Below are 18246 nucleotides of genomic sequence, written 5' to 3' on the forward strand. Positions count from 1 at the left end.
TACGGCAGCGGCCGGCAAACAACGCTCGCCCGGAGTCCCCCCACATGACCCCGGACCGCCCCGCACGCCGGCGGGCGTGTGGGGCGCGTCGAGAACGGGACTAGCCCGTCACCAGGTCCACCGCACCCCGTAGACCAGGCCGACCGCCGGGTCGGCGAACCGGGTCGTCACCACGTCGGCCACGTCCAGCGGCCGGAACCGGACCAGCTCCTGGGGCGCGTCCAGCAGCGAGCGGTCGGCGACCGGCCCGAAGGCGTCGACGGCGTCCGGGAGCCGGCCGCCGAAGCGCAGCCGGACCTCCGCGTCGCCCGTCGTCGTGTCGGGGACGAGCAGGGCGGTGGTGGCGGCATCGTGATGGCCGCCGCGGACGACGCTGCGGGTGGTGAGCTCGTGGGTCTCGCCGCGCAGCAGCGGCGACTCGAAGGCGATGTGGCACAGCACCGTCGTACCGACCCGGTCCGCGACCCGGTCGATGGCCCGCAGCTCGCCGCCCGTCACATCGTGCTCGGCCTCGAACCCGGGACCGGTGATGAAGCGGGCGACGTACCCGGTCACGCCGGAGCTGGCCGCGCGGATCCGTCGGGTCTCGACGACCTCGACCGGGCCGGGTCCGTCATCGAAGACGTACGTCGAGCACAGGTGCTCGACCACGGCGCGACCGCCGAGCGGGCCGAGGACGGTCCGCTGCGGGTCGCGGCCGGTGCGGGAGCGCCGCCCGACCTGCTCGCGGGCATGGCCGAAGGGCTCGCTCAGGCTCGAGCGCCACTCGGGGAACCGGCCGCTGACCGCTCGGAAGAACCGCACCGATGGCACCTCGCGGCCGGCCTCGATGTTCGCCAGGGTGGACCGGGCGAACTCACCGTCCAGGGCCTCGATGAGGCCCTCCTGGGTGAGCCCCGCCGAGTGGCGGAGGTCCCGCAGGACCGGAGCGAACTCGCCCATCGCAGCCTCCTGTCGTCGCCCTGTCTCCCGAGGTGTCCGTGAGGCAGACTCTGGCGGCGCGCGGTGGCTCTGACCAGCATGTTTGTCGGTTCTCGTACAACTCCGTACAAACATTCACGCTCCCGGAGCGGGAGCCGGCGCCGTCAGCCGATGGTGAAGGTCTTCGTGTCGGTGATCGGGCCGGGACCCTCGCCCCCGGCGGCGTCGTCGGTGCCGGCGGTGAAGGTGTAGGTGCCGGGGCTGAGCTTGGACAGGTCGATCGTGGTCTTCCAGGGCCACAGGTGGAACTCCCAGCCCTGGGACATCGTGCTGTTGGTCATCACGGTCTTGCCGGTGGAGTCGGTGATCTTCCAGCCGATGGTGGCCTCGAAGGAGCTGCCGAGCCCGCTGAAGGAGGTCTTCGTCGCGCTCAGCGTCGAGCCGTCCACGGGCGAGAGGACGTTGACCAGTGCGAGGGTCTGCAGCTGCTTGCCGGGCTTGACGCTGGCGGGCTGGCCCAGGAAGGTCGTCGGCTTGTGGTCGATCAGGAAGTCGACGGCCGCCTTCTTGGTGCCGCCGGCCGCGTTGAGGGTGTACGCGATCTGCTGCTCGGCCAGCTTGGCCTGCGCCGCGGTGGTGCCGGCCGGCAGCGTCGCCCACTTCGCGTCGGTGAGCGTGACCTGGTAGGTGCCGGCGTCACCGGTGCCGTCGAAGCTGACGTTGCCCGACAGGCTGCCGGCCGGGATGGCGGTGGAGTAGTCGGGGTCGATCGGGGAGCCCTGGAGGAGTGCCTGCCAGGTGGTGGCGAGCCGGTCCGACAGCCGGACGCCGGTCGGCTCGGCGGTGATGCGGTCGCCCAGCGACGTCTTGGTCAGGTAGTAGACGAGCGCCGTCGCGTCGCTCGCCGCAGCGCTCGTCGCGGAGGTGGCCGAGGTGTTCGTGGTGGCCGCGGTGGTGGGCGAGGACGCGGTGGTGGCCGGCGTCGTCGTACCTGCGTCGGCCTGGGCGCCGTTGCTGCCGCACCCGGCCAGCAGGCCCAGGCCGAGGAGCGCTGCGACGGTCACGGGGGCGGTACGGCGGAGCGGGTTGGTCATGGGGTCCTCCCTGGATGGTCCACGGCACGAGTGCCGTGTGTCCTTGGACGCGCGGCGGTGCCGGAATGTTGCGACGGCAGCCCTGCTGCCGGATCTCCACCACGCTAGTGGCGCGGCGCGCGATCACCGGGGGTTGACGGCGGCGTGCCGGGTTCTGAAAGGCTCGGACCGTGACCGACGCATGCCTGTTCTGCAAGATCGTCGCCGGGGAGATCCCCGCCGAGATCGTCCACGAGTCCGAGACCACGATCGCGTTCCGCGACCTCAACCCGCAGGCCCCGACGCACGTGCTGGTGATCCCGCGCAGCCACTACCCGAACGCGGCGGCGCTCGCCGAGGGGGAGCCCGCGACGTCGGCCCACCTGTTCGACTCCGCCAGGGCGATCGCGGAGAAGGAGGGCCTCGAGAACGGCTACCGGATGGTGCTCAACACCGGCGCCGACGCCCAGCAGACCGTCTTCCACGTGCACCTGCACGTCCTCGGCGGCCGCACGTTCGGCTGGCCTCCCGGCTGAGTGGGCGCTGACCTAGAGTCGAGAGGGAACCGAGGAGGTCGCAGTGCAGCAGGTGAGGGTGGACCACGGGACCACCACCGGGACGTTCACGCTCGACGGCGAGACGTTCGACGTCGAGAACAACGTGTGGGTGGTGGGCGACGACGCCGAGTGCGTCGTCATCGACGCCCCGCACTCGGTCGAGGACATCCTCGCCGTCGTGGGGGAACGGCGGGTGAGGGCCATCGTCTGCACGCACGCGCACGACGACCACGTCCGGGTCGCCCCCGCGCTGCGGGAGGCGGTCGTCGCTCCGATCCTGCTCCACCCCGACGACCGGCCGCTGTGGGAGCTCACCCACACCGACCACCTCTGGGACGTCGACCTCTCCGACGGGCAGGTGCTGTCCGTGGGCGGGGTGGACCTCCAGGTGCTGCACACGCCGGGCCACGCGCCCGGCGCCGTCTGCCTGTACGTCGCCGACCTGGGCTGCGTCTTCACCGGCGACACGCTCTTCCAAGGCGGTCCGGGCGCGACGGGCCGGTCGTTCAGCTCGCGTCCGGTGATCGAGGAGTCGATCCGCGCGCGGCTGTTCGCGCTCCCCGACGACACCGTCGTCCACACCGGCCACGGCGCCGACACCACGATCGGCGCCGAGCGCGCCCTCCTCGGCTGATGGCCGGCTGATGGGCCGGGTCACCGCCCGGCGCCCCGTCGTGCGGGTCACGCCTACGGGCCGGGTACGCCGCCCCGACTCGCTCGCGGTCGAGGAGCCGCTCGAGATCCGGGTCGACGGCTCGGCGTACTCCGTCACGATGCGGACCCCGGGCGCGGACGTGGACCTCGCGCACGGCTTCCTGTCCGCCGAGGGGGTGATCGCTGGCCGCGAGGACGTGGTGCTGGCCAAGCACTGCACCGACAGCGACCTCAACGTCCTCGAGGTCACCCTGCGGCCCGGCGTCGGTCGCGTGGTCGAGCGACGCAACCTGCCGATCACCAGTGCGTGCGGGGTGTGCGGCAAGGAGTCCATCGCCGACGTCGAGCAGAAGACGCGCTGGCCGCTGGCCGCTCCGGCCGAGGGGGATGCTCCGCTGATCTCGGTGGACGTGCTCGCCTCGCTGCCGGACCGGCTACGGGCCGAGCAGCGGGTCTTCGACAAGACTGGGGGCCTGCACGCCGCCGGGCTCTTCTCCACTTCCGGCGAGCTGCTCGTGCTCCGGGAGGACGTCGGCCGCCACAACGCCGTCGACAAGGCCATCGGCTGGGCCCTGCGCGAAGGTCTCCTGCCGCTCTCGTCGGCTGTCTTGATGGTGTCGGGCAGGGCCTCGTTCGAGCTGGTCCAGAAGGCGGTGCTGGCCGGGATCCCGCTCCTCGCTGCCGTGTCCGCCCCCTCCTCGCTCGCCGTCGACCTGGCGGTCGAGAGCGGGCTGACCCTGGCCGGGTTCGTCCGGGGTGGCTCGATGAACCTGTACAGCCATGCGGGGCGGGTGTCCGACGTTGGTTGAGTAGCCGCGAGCGGCGTGTCGAAGCCGACCCATGCCGCCTTCGGGGCTGGTGTCGGCGGCCGCACCTTAGCTCGTCGTCACCCGCCGTCAAGGACGCCTTCGGCGCCGCTGCGCGGTGCCTTCGGCATCCTTGACTGCGGGGCCCGGACGACGAGCTGGACGGCGCGGAGTCGGCACGGGCTTCGCCCGCGCCGCCGCTTCGCGGCCGCCCACAAAAGGTGCCCTGACCTGGGAAAACTCTCGTCGAACTTCTTCCACCGGCGTTCGAACAGGTGTACTATGAGAGGTAGTTGACCAGTCCGTCTCGGGGAGCATCTCATGGTCGCAGGAACGGTGTCGTTGCACCCGATCCTTGCGTGCGCCCAAGCGCTGCAGAAGGAACTCTCTGACGTCGCGGACATGCCGGCGGACTACCTCCGCACCCGCGACAAAGCCGACCTACTGATCGACCTAGCCCGCGTGGAGAGCCAGCTCGCCGAGCTGAAGCTCCGCGTCCTCGCCGCTGCCTCGGACGTGGCCGAGGAACACGGCTCGCGTGACGCCGGCTGCTGGCTCGCCCACACCACTCGCATCACCTCCTCCGCCGGCCGAGCTGCCCTGCGTCTGGCCGAGGCGCTCGAGCAGCATCCGCTGACTGCTGCGGCTCTGCGATCCGGTTCGGTCAATGAGGCGCAAGCCCGGGTCATCATCCGCTCGGTCGACAAGCTCTCCAACGCCGTCGACGACGCCACCCGTACGAGTGCAGAGCAGCACCTGATCGAACTCGCCGCGATCTACGACCCCAAAGGCCTCCAGGTCCTAGGCACCAAGATCCTCGAAGTCGTCGCACCCGATATCGCCGAGGCCGAACTGGGCAAAGCCCTGGAACGTGAAGAACAGGCCGCACGGGACGAGGTCGCGATCAGGATCAGGAAACGCGGCAACGGGATCACCCGCTGGATCTGCGACCTCCCCGACTCCGTCTCCGAACGAGCCCTCACCTACCTCGAAGCCCAAGACTCCCCGCGCGTCACCCAGACCCGATCCCGGAACAGGGGCGAGGCGTTCTGCCGACTCCTCGAACTACTCGACTCCAAACGACTCCCCGACCACGGCGGCGACGCCACCACCGTCATGGTCACCATCCCTTTCGAGGGACTCCTCAACGAGCTGGGGTCCGCCATGCTCGGCGACACCGTCATCTCCGCCTCCGAAGCCCGCCGGCTCGCGTGTACCGCCAAGATCATCCCCGTCGTCCTCGGCGGCAAGTCCGAACCCCTCGACCTCGGCAGAGCCCGCCGCCTCTTCGAACCACCCCAACGCAAAGCCATGCGCCTACGCGACAAGCGCTGCCGCGCCGAAGGCTGCTCCATACCCGCAGCCTGGTGCGAAGCACACCACCTCAGGCCCTGGTCCCAAGGCGGGAGGACCGATCTCGGCGACGGAGTGCTCCTCTGCTCCCACCATCATCACCGGGCCCACGACACCCGCTACGACATGACCAAGCTCGCGACTGGCGACTACCGGTTCCACCGCCGCACGTGAGGCGATCGCCTTAGAGTTCCTGCTGTGGAGCCGACGACGATCATTCGCGACGCGGGCGCTCCGGAGCAGTCGCACCATGTCGCCGCAGGCATCGCCTACCTGGCCGTGGCGTCGGTGCCTGTCGCCGTCACGTTGGCGAAGCAGCGGGATCTGGTGCAGCCGGGGGTGCTTCTCCCGGTCGTCGCGCTGGGGTTCCTGGCGGCGTGCGCGTTCTACCGCGCTCGGTTCGGCGATGACGCGCTGCCCGATCGGATCGAGCGGACGCGGCGGGCGACGACCTACTGGCTGGGGGTCTCCATGACGGCTGTTCTGTGCCTGTACCTGGTGGTCAGCGTCGCCCAGCTGCTGTGACGCGGGCCGACGGCCGGCCGGGTCACCTCAGCTGGCAGTAGACCTCGGCCGTGACGACCTGGTCGGCCGCGACGGTGACCTGACCGTCGGCGGAGCAAGCGTCGGATGCACCGGCCGCGCTCAGGTAGCCGGGAGAGGTCGCGCGCACTGAGTAGGTGCCGGGCGGGAGATACATCGTCCACCGGCCCGCGGCGTCGGTCCGGATCGTCTGGTCCACAGAATCCTCGGCGTTCGTCACGTGCACGATCCCGGCGTGCGGCCGGGGGGCACCGGGAGCAGGGCCGCCCACCCAGGACAGGCCGCCGGTCAAGGTCGCCGAGGCTTGGGTCGCGCCGCGGTCGTAGACGACGACCGTGCTGCCGATCCGGGCCGGCGTACCGATCTCGGGCTCGGTCGTGACCGGCTGCCACCGGAGGGTCGGGCCGGCGTACCGGCGCTCGACGCGGAAGCCGGCTGCCTCGAGAGCCTCGATCTCGGCCGTGAGCGAGGGTGAGCCGGCGCCCCCGATCAACGACTCGCCGGAGGGGACGGCCAGCCACCCGTTCGGGAGGGTCGTGCGGCGTGATGCCGGGCCGTCCACGGTGAACCGTCCGGGGGCCGTGCCAGACACGGTGACACTGGGCACCTGGTGGGGCGTGACCGGTTCGCAGCCGACGGCGACGTGCCACTGCGTGATGCTGACGTAGGGGGAGGTCGGCTCGCCGCAGTAGATCCCGGGGATCACCGGCCACGCCGCCGGCACAGCCACGACCTGCCTGCCGACCCCGACCCACTTCATACCGCTCGGCGGCCGCGGTGGCCCAGCCGTGTCGGCGATCGGAGGCGTGCCGTCCGGCGCCGCGGCCCAGCGCACGACGGCGACCCCGCCGATGACCAGCAGACAGGCGAGGGCCGCCCCCACCGCCGTCGTACGACGCCGGCTCCGCCGGGCGGCCCGGCCACGCCGTACCAGGGAGTCCACCGGGGGGTCGGCGACGGGCACTCCCTCCACCGAGCGGGCCAGCAGCTCGGACAGGATCTCGTCGCTCATCGGTGTCCTTCCCGCAGAACCGCCAGGTCCGGGCTGTCAGCCAGAGCCGCGAGCGCCCGCGACAGCCGGCTCTTGACCGTGCCGGGCGCCACGCCGGTGACCGAGGCGATCTGCTGCTCGCTCAGGTGCAGGTAGTGACGCAGGACCACCGCCTCGCGCTGGGCGGCCGGCAACAGGGCCAGCGCCCGCGACACCGCGTCGGCGTCATCGACACCAGAGGTCCCATCGGCGACGCCCCGCTCGGGCAGCTGCGCCGTCGCGCGCTCGCCCCACCAGCGGCGCCGGCGACTCTGCCGGAGGAGGTTCAGCTGCAGCTTGGCGACGTACGCATCGCGGTCCTCGGCGCGGGTGACCGCGCTCCACTTGAGGTAGCAGCGCAGCAGCGTCTGCTGCGCCAGGTCCTCGGCGGCGCCGGCATCGCACCCCAGCAGCACGCCCGTGCGCACGAGGGCGCGCCAGCGTGCGGCGGCGTACTCGCTGAAGGCGGCGTCGGTGTCCATCACTTCCTCAGATGATCGAGGCACCCGCGGAGGTTCCGCAGCCGAAGAAACGAAGTGGGCGCGCTCCGAGCAGCGCCAGTAGCATGGAAGCCGACCCCGCCCCGACCAGAAAGACCCGATGACCGACCAACCCCGCACCCCGTCCGCCACCCGGCACGTGGTCGTGATCCCCAACAGCATCGACATGGTCGGCCTGCTCGGTCCCGGTGACGAGAACCTCGGCCTGATCGAGCGCACCTTCGCCGTCGAGGTCCACGTCCGCGGCAACCGGGTCACCTTGGTCGGCGAGGCGTCCGAGGTGGCGCTCGCGGAGAAGGTGATGGACGAGTCCGTCGCCCTGCTGCGCACCGGGCAGGGCCTCACCGTCGAGACCGTGGAGCGGATCGCGTCGATGCTGCGCGCCGAGCAGCCCGAGCGCCCCGCCGACGTCCTCTCGGTCAACATCCTGAGCAACCGCGGCCGCTCGATCCGCCCCAAGACGCTCAACCAGAAGCGCTACGTCGAGACCATCGACAACCACACGATCACCTTCGGCATCGGCCCCGCCGGCACCGGCAAGACCTACTTGGCGATGGCCAAGGCCGTGCAGGCGCTCAACGCCAAGCAGGTCAACCGGATCATCCTGACCCGCCCGGCCGTCGAGGCGGGGGAGCGGCTCGGGTACCTGCCCGGCACCCTGAGCGAGAAGATCGACCCCTACCTGCGCCCGCTGTACGACGCGCTCCACGACATGCTCGACCCCGAGTCGATCCCGAAGCTGATGGCCGCCGGCACCATCGAGGTCGCCCCGCTGGCCTACATGCGGGGCCGGACGCTCAACGACTCCTTCATCATCCTCGACGAGGCGCAGAACACCACGCCCGAGCAGATGAAGATGTTCCTCACCCGGCTCGGCTTCGGCTCCAAGATCGTGGTCACCGGCGACGTCACCCAGGTCGACCTGCCCTCCGGCACCCGGTCGGGACTGCGCATCGTCGAGGAGATCCTCGAGGACATCGAGGACCTAGCGTTCGTGCGGCTCACCGCCCACGACGTCGTGCGGCACAAGCTGGTCGGCCGGATCGTGGCGGCGTACGACGAGCACGACGCCCTCGCCCAGGCGAGGCTGGACAAGCAGTTGGACAAGAAGCACAAGACCGACCGACGCCGGGACAAGTGAGCGACACGTGAGCATCGAGATCATCGACGAGTCCGGCACCGGGCTGGACGCGCGGCACTTCGAGCGGCTCGCCCGCTTCGTGATGGACCGGATGCGCGTCCACCCCCTCGCCGAGCTGTGCATCAAGGCCGTCGACGAGGACACCATCGCCCAGCTCAACGGGCAGTGGATGGAGAAGGAGGGGCCGACCGACGTGCTCGCCTTCCCGATGGACGAGCTGCGCCCCGGCCTGGTCAACGAGGAGCCCGAGGAGGGCGTGCTCGGCGACCTCATCCTGTGTCCGGTGGTCGCAGAGCGCCAGGGCGCCGAGGCCGGCCACGGCACCCTCGCCGAGCTCGAGCTGCTCACGACCCACGGCATCCTGCACCTGCTCGGCTACGACCACGCCGAGCCGGAGGAGCACAAGGAGATGTTCGGGCTGCAGGACCGGCTGCTCGCCGACTGGCGCGCGCAATAGCCCGCCCATCATGTCTGGGTCCTCAGGTGATCTCTGGCGGCTCGGTGCGGCCGCCCTGCTCGTCGTCCTCGCCGGGCTGCTGACCGCGGCCGGCGCCGCCGTCGGCTCGTTCTCCAAGGCGCGCGCCCACGAGCTGGTGGGGGAGGCGCGCCCCGGTGCCCGCCGACTCGTCGCCGTGCTCGACGACGCGCCGCGTCACCTCAACACCGCCCTGTTGCTGGAGCTGCTGTGCGAGATCACCGCGACCGTGCTCGTCACGGTGGTGATCCTCGGCGAGGGACGCACCACCGTGCTGCACGTCGTCATCGCGGTCGCGGTGATGCTGGTCGTCTCGTTCGTGGTGATCGGTGTCGGCCCGCGCACGGTGGGCCGCCAGCATGCCGAGCGGGTCGCGCTCGCCAGCGCCTGGCCGCTCGAGGCCATGACGGCGGTCCTCGGCCCGATCCCGAAGCTGCTCATCCTGGTCGGCAACGCGATCACCCCGGGCCGGGGCTTCCGCGAGGGGCCGTTCTCGACCGAGACCGAGCTGCGTGAGCTGGTCGACATGGCCGAGGCCACCGACGTCATCGAGGCCGACGAGCGCAAGATGATCCACTCGGTCTTCGAGTTCGGCGACACGACGGTGCGCGAGGTCATGGTGCCGCGCGGCGACGTCGTCTACATCGAGGCCCACAAGAACCTGCGCCAGACGATGTCGCTGTTCCTGCGCTCCGGCTTCTCCCGCGTGCCGGTGATCGGCGAGAACCTCGACGACGTCCGGGGCATCGCCTACCTCAAGGACGTCGTACGACGGGACTTCGAGGCGCCCGACGTGGAGCTGACCCAGAAGGTCGAGGAGATCATGCGGCCGGCGCACTGGGTGCCGGAGTCGAAGCCGGTCGACGACCTGCTCCGGGAGATGCAGGCACGGCACCAGCACGTCGCGGTCGTCATCGACGAGTACGGCGGCACCGCCGGCCTGATCACCATCGAGGACCTCCTCGAGGAGATCGTCGGCGAGATCACCGACGAGTACGACGAGGCCGAGCCCGAGCCGGAGCCCATGCCGGACGGCTCGATCCGCGTGTCGTCGCGCTTCCCGGTGGACGACCTCCAGGAGCTGGTCGGGATCGACGTCGAGGAGGAGGACGTCGACTCGGTCGGCGGTCTGCTCACCAAGCACCTGGGCCGGGTGCCGATCGCCGGGGCGTCGGTGGAGGCGCACGGGCTGCGCTTCGAGGCCGAGCAGGTCGCCGGGCGGCGCAACCGGATCGGCACCGTGCTGATCACCCGCCTCGCCGACCTCGACGCGGGCGACCGATAATCGACCCATGCCGGATCTCTCCGCCGAGGACAAGAAGCTCGTCACCCTGGCCCGCGCCACCCGCGCCCGGATCCAGGCGGCCGAGGGTGCCGCCGTGCGCGACACCGACGGCCGGACCTACGCCGCGGCCACGGTCTCCCTGGCGTCGCTGCAGCTCAGTGCGGTCGAGGCCGTCGTCGCGATGGCCGTCGCGTCCGGGTCGACCGGGGTCGAGGCGTGCGTGGTGCTGGGCGAGGCGGGTGAGCTCGGCGCGAGCGACACAGCGATCCTCGGCGAGTTCGCCGGGGCCGACGGCGTGCTGGTCCACACCGGTGATGCCCGCGGCCAGATCGCCGCGTCGACGAGTCTCTAGCCGCCCGTCACGTTCGCCATGCTGTACGGCGTGGTGCGCGACGCCTGCAGCGCGCGCGCCCGGTTGTACGGCGAGGCCTGCCGGGTCAGCCACGGACGGCCGAACCACAGGTAGCCGTCGACGTACTGCGCCCGGTAGCCGCCGACGCCCCAGGTCGGGGCGTGGCCGAGCGTGACGCACTGCGTGGCCGTCTTCGAGGTGCAGACCGCCGCGTTGTCGAAGTCGGATCCGAGCTTGCCCTTGTGGGTGTGCCAGTAGCCCCAGGTGAACCCGCGACCGTTGTCGGCGGTGTCCAGGACGGCCCGCCGGCCGGCGTACCCCTGCTTGGCCAGCGAGGCCTGGAGCGCCTTGGCGTAGGCCACGTTGCTCGCGAGCGGGGAGTAGTGGGTGGCGCCCAGCGCGAAGCCCCGCGCGTACTGCACGCCGGACTTGACCAGCAGCGTGGTCGCCTTGTCGAGCGGCAGCCAGTCGGCATCGCCCGCGTCGAGATAGACCGTCGTGCTCGGCAGCGCGGCGAGCGCCTCGGCGGCCTGCTTGACCAGCGCCTCCCGCCGGCCCGCGTCCGGTACGACGGGCGCGCCCTTCCGGTTCGGCGGCGCGAGCTCGGCCAGGTCCGGCTCGAGCACCACCACGGCCCGCGTGGACCCGATCGCACGCACGGCCGCCTGCATCCACGCCCGGTACGCCGCGACCTCGGCGTCGGTCATCCGCTCGTCGCGGTGCGCCTCGCCGCGCGGGAAGATCCGGAACAGGGCGAGCGGCACCAGGGCGTCGGGCCCGCTGGTGGCCTGCACGTTGGCGATGTAGCGCGCGATGACGGTCTCGACGTCCGACGTGGCGGTCCCCACCGTGAACCAGCGGACCCGGGGCTGCCCCTCGATCCGGCCGAGCAGCGCCTTCGTGGTCCCCGTCTGGCTCTCCCAGTCGACGGCGAGGTCGTCGCCCGCGTCCAGGCCCCAGGGCCCACCGGCGATCGGGTCGACCGACGCCCGGGCCGTGGCCGCGTCGGCCGGCCGCACGGCCGGCGATCCGGCGTACGCCATCAGCAGGGCGGTCACGAGGGCGCACAGCGCCGCGGTCCGGGCGCGTCCGGTGCGCGGGGAGCGAGGGTGGTTCACGAGCACTTCTCCAGCTGGTCGTCGGGCACGGCGTCAGTCCGTCCCGAGTACCCATCGGCGCGAGGAGTACCAGCCTGAGGGCCCAACATCGCACCTCGGCGTACGTCGCCGTGGCGGTTCGGCCGACTCCGACTGACAAATGTCAGGGGCCGTTCGTGACGCGTCGCCGAGGCGGCGGGCGCGCCCGAGCGGCAGGCTGGTGCCATGACCACGAACCCGTTGTCCGTCCCCGCGATCCGGCTGGACGGCGTCACGAAGGACTTCGGGTCGGTCCACGCGGTGCGCGGGATCGACCTCGAGATCAACGCCGGCGAGGTGGTGGCCTTCCTGGGCCCGAACGGCGCCGGCAAGACCACCACCATCGACATGATCCTGGGGCTCTCGACCCCCACCACCGGCACCGCCGAGGTGCTCGGCCTGAAGCCGCGCCAGGCGATCGCCCGCGGCCTGGTGTCGGCGGTCATGCAGACCGGCGGCCTGCTCAAGGACCTCAGCGTCCGCGAGACCGTCGAGTACACCGCCAGCCTGTTCGCCGACACCCGTCCCGTGGACGAGGTCCTCGCCGGCGCGGGCATCACCGGCATCGCCGACCGCAAGGTCGCGAAGTGCTCGGGCGGCGAGCAGCAGCGGCTGCGGTTCGCGATGGCGCTTCTGTCGGACCCGGCCCTGCTGCTGCTCGACGAGCCCACCACCGGCATGGACGTCGAGGGCCGGCGCGCGTTCTGGTCGGCCATCCGCGAGGACGCGAAGAAGGGCCGCACCGTCCTGTTCGCCACCCACTACCTCGAGGAGGCCGACCAGTACGCCGATCGGATCGTGCTGGTCAGCCACGGCCGGATCGTCGCCGACGGCAGCGGCAGCGAGATCAAGGCGCTCGCGTCCGGCCGCACGCTGCGGGCCACGCTGCCGACCGACGCCGATCGGATCGCGGGGGACCTGCGCGGCATGGCCGGCGTGGACAGCGTCGAGCTGCGCGGCGACAGCGTGATCGTGCACGCCAAGGACAGCGACGCCATCGCGCGTCACCTGCTGACCACGACCGACGCCCGCGACCTCGAGGTCGCGGCGAAGGGCATCGAGGAGGCGTTCCTCAGCCTCACCGGGGATCGCGACGACACCGAAGGGGACCAGCGATGAGCACCACCACTCCCACGAGCAGCTACGACCCGAGCGTCCGCCGGGTCCCGCCGATGGGCGGCTTCAGCCTGGCGGTGCTGAGGATCGAGCTGCGCCGGATGGTCCGCAACCGCCGCACGATGATCTTCACTCTGGTGATGCCCGTGCTGCTCTACCTGGTGATCGGCACCAACTCCTCCTACGGCGCGGAGAAGGAGGGGTCGGGCAACGTGTCGGCGTACATCATGATCAGCATGGCGACGTACGGCGCCGTGCTGGCCTCGACCAGCGGCGGCGCCATGGTCGCGACCGAGCGGGCGCTCGGCTGGTCGCGGCAGCTGCGGCTCACGCCGCTGTCGCCGACGGCGTACATCCTGATCAAGGCGATCGTCGCCATGGGCCTGGGCCTGCTGTCCGTGCTCGCCGTCAACGTGATCGGCGTCCTCAACGGCAAGGCCGAGATGCCCCTCCACGCCTGGATCCTCGCCGCACTGCTCGCGTGGTTCGGATCGATCGTGTTCGCCGCCTTCGGCCTGTTCATGGGCTACCTGCTGCCGTCGGAGAACGTCATGCAGATCCTCGGCCCGGCGATGGCCGGCCTGGCCGCACTCGGCGGCCTGTGGTTCCCGATCGACGCGCACTCCGTGCTCGGCCACATCTCCGCGCTCACCCCGATCTACGGCCTCGCCGAGCTGGCGCGGTGGCCCCTGTACGGCGGCCTGCCGCACCTGGGCTGGGTGGCGAACCTGGTGTTCTGGCTGGCGCTGTTCGTGGCCGGCGCGGCGTGGCGGATGAGCAAGGACACGGCCCGGGTCTGAGGACCCGCGAGACTGCAGCCATGAGCGTCAACGATCCGAGGATGCTGCGAGCCGGCTGGGGTGGCCCCGATGGGCGCCCCGGCCGGCTCGGGCTGTTCTTCATCGGCATCTGGACGCTGTTCCTGGTGCAGCCGCTCGAGGCCGGCTGGGACCGACGGGACTCACCGGCCGGCTGGATCGGGATGGCCGCGACGCTGCTGTTCACGGCCTGGTACCTGCTGGTCTTCGCCCGCCGCCGCCTGCAGATCGCCGGCGGGCAGCTGGTGATCGACACCGGGGCGGCGCTGCTGCGGATCCTGGTGGCGATCGTGCTGGCGGTCGTGGTGTGCGCGACGGTGGGGGAGGACGGCAGCGCCACCGCGGTCTACCTCTCGGTGCTCTTCGCCATGACGCTGCCGAACCCGTTGGCGCCGGTGCTCGCCGTCATCAACGCCCTCGCCTGGTACGTCGCCGGCTTCGCCGTCCCCGGGTGGACCACCGATGCGGGCCTGCTGCTCAGCACCCTCGCCGCGACCCTCGCGGTCTGGGGCATCCAGCAGATGATCACCCGCAACGCCCAGCTGATGGCGGCCCGCGAGGAGAACGCCCAGCTGGCGGTCGAGGACGAGCGGAACCGGTTCGCCCGCGACCTGCACGACATCCTCGGCCACTCCTTGACCGTGATCACGGTCAAGGCCGAGCTCGCCAACCGGCTCTTCGAGGTCGACCGCGACCGTGCGAAGGCCGAGATCGAGGACCTGGAGCGGCTGGCCCGCGACGCGCTCGCCGACGTACGCCGTGCGGTGGAGGGGTACCGCGAGCTGACGCTTCCCGGCGAGATCGCCCGCGCCCGGATGGCGCTCGAGGCGGCCGAGATCCGCGCCGACCTGCCCAACTCGACCGACGACGTACCGACCGAGCTGCGCGAGCTGTTCGCGTGGACGGTGCGAGAGGGAGTGACGAACGTGATCCGGCACAGCGGAGCGCAGACCTGCACGGTCCGGCTGACGCCGGCGAGTGCCGAGGTGATCGACGACGGCCGCGGAGGCAAGGGCGGTGGCGGGGCGCTGGGCAACGGCCTGGTCGGCCTGCGCGAGCGTGCCTCCGCGGTCGGCGCGGAGGTCAGCGCGGCCCCGGCGGACGGCGGCTTCGCGCTGCGGGTGACCGTCGCATGAGTACGCCGATCCGGCTGCTGCTCGCCGACGACCAGGCCCTCGTGCGGGGTGCCCTGTCGGCGCTGCTCGAGCTCGAGTCGGACCTCGTGGTCGTGGCCGAGGTCGGCTCGGGCGACGACGCGGTCGCGAAGGCCGCCGAGCTGCGGCCCGACGTGGCGCTGCTCGACGTCGAGATGCCCGGCCTGGACGGGATCTCCGCCACCGCCGAGGTGATCAAGGCGTCGCCGGGCACCCGGGTGCTGATCGTGACCACCTTCGGCCGCCCCGGCTACCTGCAGCGCGCGCTGCGCGCCGGCGCCTCGGGCTTCGTCGTCAAGGACACGCCGGCCGCGCAGCTGGCCGACGCGGTGCGGCGCGTCCACCAGGGGCTGCGCGTCGTCGACCCGGCGCTCGCCACCGACTCGCTGGTCAGCGGCCAGTCGCCGCTGACCGCCCGGGAGACCGACGTCCTGAGGGCCGCGCGCAGCGGGGCGTCGGTGGCCTCGATCGCGAAGACGCTGTTCCTGTCGGACGGGACGGTCCGCAACCACCTCTCGGCGGCGATCGGCAAGACGGGCGCGGTCAATCGCACCGAGGCGGTGCTCATCGCGGAACGCAACGGCTGGTTGTGAAGTCCAACGACCCGGTGCAGCGGATGTCGGCCGGAAGTAGTAGCGTTTTCAACATGCCGGAACCACGGGAAGTCGGCTGGGACGCCCATCGCGCCGCGGTGGAGCGGCTCGCCGCGTCGTACGAGCGGATCGCGCCGGGGCAACCGGTGCGCCTCGCGAAGCGCACCACGAACCTGTTCCGCCAGCGCGCGGCCTCCGAGGCCCCCGGTCTGGACGTCGGCGGCCTCGCCGACGTCATCGTGGTGCTGCCCGACAGCCCCGACGGGCCGGTCGCCGAGGTGCAGGGCATGTGCACCTACGAGCGCCTCGTCGACGCGACGCTGGCCCACGGCCTGATGCCGTACGTCGTCCCCCAGCTGCGCACGATCACCCTCGGCGGCGCGGTCACCGGGCTGGGCATCGAGTCGACCAGCTTCCGCAACGGCCTGCCGCACGAGTCGGTCGTCGAGATGGACGTGTTCACCGGTGCCGGCGAGGTCGTCACGACGCGGCCCGGCGAAGACCTGTTCGACGCCTTCCCCAACTCCTACGGCGCCCTGGGCTACGCGACCCGGCTGCGGATCCGGCTGGAGCGGGTGCCCGGCAACGTGGCGCTGCGCCACGTCCGGTTCGAGGACGCCGCGTTGCTCGCCAAGACGATCGGCGAGATCACCGCCACCAAGGAGTACGACGGCCAGCGGGTCGACGGGCTCGACGGGGTCGCGTTCGCCCCGGACGAGCTCTACCTGACGCTGGCGAGGTTCACCGAAGAGGGTGGGGTCACCTCCGACTACGCGGGCCAGGAGATCTACTTCCGCTCGATCCAGGAGCGCGAGACCGACCTGCTCTCGGCGTACGACTACCTGTGGCGGTGGGACACCGACTGGTTCTGGTGCTCGGGCGCGTTCGGTGCGCAGGACCCGCGCATCCGCCGGGTGTGGCCGCGCCGCTGGCGCCGCTCCGACGTCTACATGCGGCTGCTGCACCTCGATCGCCGCTTCGGCATCGCCGACCGGCTCGACCGGCGCGCGGGCCGGCCGCTGCGCGAGCGGGTGGTGCAGGACATCGAGGTCCCGCTGGACCGGCTGCCCGAGTTCCTGTCCTGGTTCGACCAGGAGATCGGGATGCGGCCGGTATGGCTGTGCCCGCTGGTGGCGACCCGCCCCTGGCCGCTCTACCCGCTTGAGGCGGGGGCGCCGTACGTCAACGTCGGCTTCTGGGGCACCGTCCATGTCGGCCCCGATGCCGTCGACAGCCCGCGCAACCGGGCGATCGAGACCAAGGTGCACGAGCTGGGCGGACATAAATCGCTCTACTCCGACGCTTTCTATGACGAGCCGACCTTCGCGGCGCTCTACAACACCGGCCACCTGGACCGGGTCCGCGAGCGCTTCGACCCCCAGGGCCGGCTGACCAACCTCTACGACAAGGCGGTGAAGCGGCGATGAGCGTGAAGATCGCACCGGCCATCGACTCCCTCTTCGACGGTGGGCTCCCGTTGCAGCTCACGGCGTACGACGGCAGCAGCGCCGGCCCGACCGACACCGGCCACAGCATCGAGCTGGTGCGCCCGCGCGGGCTGGCCTACATCCTCACCGCCCCCGGCGACCTCGGCCTGGCCCGGGCGTACGTCGCCGGCGACCTGGTGCTGCACGGCTCGCACCCCGGCAACCCCTACGAGCCGTTCAGCCTGCTCAAGAGCCACACCGACTTCGGCACCCCGCGGCCGAGCCAGATCGCCGACCTGGTGCGGGCCCTCGGCATCCGCAACCTGCTCCCGCCGGTGCCCCCGCCGCAGGAGCACCTGCCCGGGTGGCGCCTGCGCGTCGAGGCGCTGCGCAGCAACGTGGTCGAGGCGCTCACCGGGTGGGGCCGCCACTCCCAGGAGCGCGACGCGGCCGCGATCCACCACCACTACGACGTGTCCAACACCTTCTACGAGCGCGTGCTCGGCCCGTCGATGACCTACACCTGTGCGGTCTACCCGACGCCCGACGCGACCCTCGAGGAGGCGCAGGCCCACAAGTACGACCTGATCTGCCGCAAGCTCGACCTGCAGCCCGGCCAGCGGCTGCTCGACCTCGGCTGCGGCTGGGGCGGGATGGTCCGGCACGCCGCCAAGCACTACGGGGTGAAGGCGCTGGGCGTCACGCTGTCCAGCGAGCAGGCCAACTGGGCCGAGCAGCGGATCAAGGCCGAGGGCCTCGACGACGTGGCCGAGGTGCGGTTCTCCGACTACCGCGACCTGGAGGAGACCGGCTTCGACGCGGTGAGCTCCATCGGGCTGACCGAGCACATCGGGGTGGCCAACTACCCGGCGTACTTCAACTTCGTGGCCGACCGGCTCAAGCCCGAGGGCCGGCTGCTCAACCACTGCATCACCCGGCACGACAACCGGAGCAGCGGCGAGGCCGGGGCGTTCATCGACCGCTACGTGTTCCCCGACGGCGAGCTGATCGGCTCGGGCACGATCGTCAGCGCCGTCGAGGATGCGGGCCTCGAGGTGCAGCACCACGAGAACTTCCGCATGCACTACGCCAAGACCCTGCAGGGGTGGAGCGAGAACCTCGTGGAGCACTGGGACGAGTGCGTCGCCGAGACCGACGAGGGCACCGCGCGGGTCTGGGGCCTGTACATGGTGGGCTCGCGGATCGCGTTCGAGCGTAACGAGATCCAGCTGCACCACGTGCTGGCGACGAAGAACTCCGAGGGCGAGAGCGGGTACCCGCTGCGTCACGACTTCGGGGTGTAGTCGGCCGA

The 18246-nt window shown here is 71.5% G+C and carries 20 protein-coding genes; 15 read left to right on the top strand and 5 right to left on the bottom strand.

Annotation, left to right across the window (positions count from 1 at the left end; all coding sequences use genetic code 11):
- Positions 1 to 108: 108 nt before the first annotated feature.
- Together ACYU8V_RS08160 and ACYU8V_RS08165 are read right to left on the bottom strand one after the other, a co-directional pair.
- Positions 109 to 942 carry a helix-turn-helix transcriptional regulator gene (locus ACYU8V_RS08160; protein WP_460846521.1) on the bottom strand — a complete coding sequence of 278 codons (834 nt, stop codon included), beginning with the start codon at positions 940 to 942 and terminating at the stop codon, positions 109 to 111.
- A 143-nt stretch (positions 943 to 1085) separates the two neighbouring features.
- A complete protein-coding gene (locus tag ACYU8V_RS08165) occupies positions 1086 to 2015 on the bottom strand; it encodes a Gmad2 immunoglobulin-like domain-containing protein (RefSeq protein ID WP_460846523.1) in 930 nt (309 codons plus the stop codon).
- A gap of 170 nt (positions 2016 to 2185) precedes the next feature.
- On the opposite strand from ACYU8V_RS08165, the gene ACYU8V_RS08170 reads away from it, so the two are divergent.
- From ACYU8V_RS08170 to ACYU8V_RS08190, 5 genes are all read left to right on the top strand, one after another.
- Positions 2186 to 2530, top strand: a complete 345-nt coding sequence (locus tag ACYU8V_RS08170; RefSeq protein ID WP_460846524.1) for a histidine triad nucleotide-binding protein — start codon at positions 2186 to 2188, stop codon at positions 2528 to 2530.
- 52 nt (positions 2531 to 2582) lie between these two features.
- Positions 2583 to 3185: an MBL fold metallo-hydrolase gene (locus ACYU8V_RS08175; protein ID WP_460846615.1), complete on the top strand. Its 603-nt coding sequence runs from the start codon at positions 2583 to 2585 to the stop codon at positions 3183 to 3185.
- A 10-nt stretch (positions 3186 to 3195) separates the two neighbouring features.
- A complete protein-coding gene (fdhD, locus tag ACYU8V_RS08180) occupies positions 3196 to 4014 on the top strand; it encodes a formate dehydrogenase accessory sulfurtransferase FdhD (RefSeq protein WP_460846525.1) in 819 nt (272 codons plus the stop codon).
- Between the two features lie 318 nt (positions 4015 to 4332).
- Positions 4333 to 5538, top strand: a complete 1206-nt coding sequence (locus tag ACYU8V_RS08185) for an HNH endonuclease signature motif containing protein (protein ID WP_460846526.1) — start codon at positions 4333 to 4335, stop codon at positions 5536 to 5538.
- A 24-nt stretch (positions 5539 to 5562) separates the two neighbouring features.
- A complete protein-coding gene (locus ACYU8V_RS08190) occupies positions 5563 to 5889 on the top strand; it encodes a hypothetical protein (RefSeq protein ID WP_460846528.1) in 327 nt (108 codons plus the stop codon).
- A 22-nt stretch (positions 5890 to 5911) separates the two neighbouring features.
- On the opposite strand, the gene ACYU8V_RS08195 is transcribed toward ACYU8V_RS08190, so the two are convergent.
- Complete coding sequence (locus ACYU8V_RS08195) at positions 5912 to 6919, bottom strand: carboxypeptidase-like regulatory domain-containing protein (RefSeq protein WP_460846531.1); 1008 nt, start codon at positions 6917 to 6919, stop codon at positions 5912 to 5914.
- Complete coding sequence (locus tag ACYU8V_RS08200; RefSeq protein ID WP_460846533.1) at positions 6916 to 7419, bottom strand: SigE family RNA polymerase sigma factor; 504 nt, start codon at positions 7417 to 7419, stop codon at positions 6916 to 6918. The genes ACYU8V_RS08195 and ACYU8V_RS08200 overlap by 4 nt, the downstream gene beginning before the upstream one ends.
- 118 nt (positions 7420 to 7537) lie before the next feature.
- Here ACYU8V_RS08200 and ACYU8V_RS08205 point away from each other — a divergent pair, with 118 nt between their 5' ends.
- From ACYU8V_RS08205 to ACYU8V_RS08220, 4 genes are read left to right on the top strand one after another with little or no spacing between them, the layout of a single operon-like run.
- On the top strand, positions 7538 to 8578 hold the full coding sequence (locus tag ACYU8V_RS08205) for a PhoH family protein (RefSeq protein WP_460846534.1): 1041 nt from the start codon (positions 7538 to 7540) through the stop codon (positions 8576 to 8578).
- 7 nt (positions 8579 to 8585) lie between these two features.
- Positions 8586 to 9035: an rRNA maturation RNase YbeY gene (gene ybeY / locus ACYU8V_RS08210; RefSeq protein WP_460846536.1), complete on the top strand. Its 450-nt coding sequence runs from the start codon at positions 8586 to 8588 to the stop codon at positions 9033 to 9035.
- 10 nt (positions 9036 to 9045) lie between these two features.
- Positions 9046 to 10338 (top strand): hemolysin family protein, encoded by a 1293-nt coding sequence (locus ACYU8V_RS08215; protein WP_460846537.1) that lies wholly within the window; start codon positions 9046 to 9048, stop codon positions 10336 to 10338.
- A 7-nt stretch (positions 10339 to 10345) separates the two neighbouring features.
- Complete coding sequence (locus tag ACYU8V_RS08220; protein ID WP_460846539.1) at positions 10346 to 10690, top strand: cytidine deaminase; 345 nt, start codon at positions 10346 to 10348, stop codon at positions 10688 to 10690.
- Here ACYU8V_RS08220 and ACYU8V_RS08225 read toward each other — a convergent pair.
- Positions 10687 to 11808 (bottom strand): glycoside hydrolase family 6 protein, encoded by a 1122-nt coding sequence (locus ACYU8V_RS08225; protein WP_460846541.1) that lies wholly within the window; start codon positions 11806 to 11808, stop codon positions 10687 to 10689. The genes ACYU8V_RS08220 and ACYU8V_RS08225 overlap by 4 nt on opposite strands.
- Before the next feature lie 204 nt (positions 11809 to 12012).
- Between ACYU8V_RS08225 and ACYU8V_RS08230 the strand changes: the two genes are divergently transcribed.
- From ACYU8V_RS08230 to ACYU8V_RS08255, 6 genes are read left to right on the top strand one after another with little or no spacing between them, the layout of a single operon-like run.
- The gene (locus ACYU8V_RS08230) at positions 12013 to 12945 is read left to right on the top strand and encodes an ABC transporter ATP-binding protein (protein ID WP_460846543.1); all 933 of its coding nucleotides are present in this window, start codon (positions 12013 to 12015) and stop codon (positions 12943 to 12945) included.
- Entirely contained in the window at positions 12942 to 13742 is an 801-nt protein-coding gene (locus tag ACYU8V_RS08235) for an ABC transporter permease (protein ID WP_460846544.1), read from the top strand. Before ACYU8V_RS08230 ends, ACYU8V_RS08235 begins: the two co-directional genes overlap by 4 nt.
- 20 nt (positions 13743 to 13762) lie before the next feature.
- Positions 13763 to 14896 carry a sensor histidine kinase gene (locus ACYU8V_RS08240; protein WP_460846546.1) on the top strand — a complete coding sequence of 378 codons (1134 nt, stop codon included), beginning with the start codon at positions 13763 to 13765 and terminating at the stop codon, positions 14894 to 14896.
- Complete coding sequence (locus tag ACYU8V_RS08245) at positions 14893 to 15507, top strand: response regulator (RefSeq protein WP_460846549.1); 615 nt, start codon at positions 14893 to 14895, stop codon at positions 15505 to 15507. The genes ACYU8V_RS08240 and ACYU8V_RS08245 overlap by 4 nt, the downstream gene beginning before the upstream one ends.
- 53 nt (positions 15508 to 15560) lie before the next feature.
- Positions 15561 to 16934 (top strand): FAD-binding oxidoreductase, encoded by a 1374-nt coding sequence (locus tag ACYU8V_RS08250; protein WP_460846550.1) that lies wholly within the window; start codon positions 15561 to 15563, stop codon positions 16932 to 16934.
- Positions 16931 to 18238, top strand: coding sequence for a class I SAM-dependent methyltransferase (locus ACYU8V_RS08255; RefSeq protein ID WP_460846552.1), 1308 nt, complete (start codon positions 16931 to 16933; stop codon positions 18236 to 18238). Before ACYU8V_RS08250 ends, ACYU8V_RS08255 begins: the two co-directional genes overlap by 4 nt.
- Positions 18239 to 18246 lie beyond the last annotated feature (8 nt).

This window comes from Nocardioides ultimimeridianus (assembly GCF_054777895.1).

Bases quoted from the DNA above. Each gene is read 5' to 3' on its own strand.
- ACYU8V_RS08240 (WP_460846546.1), top strand. From the start codon at position 13,763: ATGAGCGTCAACGATCCGAGGATGCTGCGAGCCGGCTGGGGTGGCCCC.
- ACYU8V_RS08220 (WP_460846539.1), top strand. From the start codon at position 10,346: ATGCCGGATCTCTCCGCCGAGGACAAGAAGCTCGTCACCCTGGCCCGC.
- ACYU8V_RS08230 (WP_460846543.1), top strand. From the start codon at position 12,013: ATGACCACGAACCCGTTGTCCGTCCCCGCGATCCGGCTGGACGGCGTC.
- ACYU8V_RS08235 (WP_460846544.1), top strand. From the start codon at position 12,942: ATGAGCACCACCACTCCCACGAGCAGCTACGACCCGAGCGTCCGCCGG.
- ACYU8V_RS08195 (WP_460846531.1), bottom strand. From the start codon at position 6,919: ATGAGCGACGAGATCCTGTCCGAGCTGCTGGCCCGCTCGGTGGAGGGA.
- ACYU8V_RS08185 (WP_460846526.1), top strand. From the start codon at position 4,333: ATGGTCGCAGGAACGGTGTCGTTGCACCCGATCCTTGCGTGCGCCCAA.
- ACYU8V_RS08245 (WP_460846549.1), top strand. From the start codon at position 14,893: ATGAGTACGCCGATCCGGCTGCTGCTCGCCGACGACCAGGCCCTCGTG.
- ACYU8V_RS08205 (WP_460846534.1), top strand. From the start codon at position 7,538: ATGACCGACCAACCCCGCACCCCGTCCGCCACCCGGCACGTGGTCGTG.
- ACYU8V_RS08250 (WP_460846550.1), top strand. From the start codon at position 15,561: ATGCCGGAACCACGGGAAGTCGGCTGGGACGCCCATCGCGCCGCGGTG.
- fdhD (WP_460846525.1), top strand. From the start codon at position 3,196: ATGGGCCGGGTCACCGCCCGGCGCCCCGTCGTGCGGGTCACGCCTACG.
- ACYU8V_RS08215 (WP_460846537.1), top strand. From the start codon at position 9,046: ATGTCTGGGTCCTCAGGTGATCTCTGGCGGCTCGGTGCGGCCGCCCTG.
- ACYU8V_RS08200 (WP_460846533.1), bottom strand. From the start codon at position 7,419: ATGGACACCGACGCCGCCTTCAGCGAGTACGCCGCCGCACGCTGGCGC.
- ACYU8V_RS08255 (WP_460846552.1), top strand. From the start codon at position 16,931: ATGAGCGTGAAGATCGCACCGGCCATCGACTCCCTCTTCGACGGTGGG.
- ACYU8V_RS08160 (WP_460846521.1), bottom strand. From the start codon at position 942: ATGGGCGAGTTCGCTCCGGTCCTGCGGGACCTCCGCCACTCGGCGGGG.
- ACYU8V_RS08165 (WP_460846523.1), bottom strand. From the start codon at position 2,015: ATGACCAACCCGCTCCGCCGTACCGCCCCCGTGACCGTCGCAGCGCTC.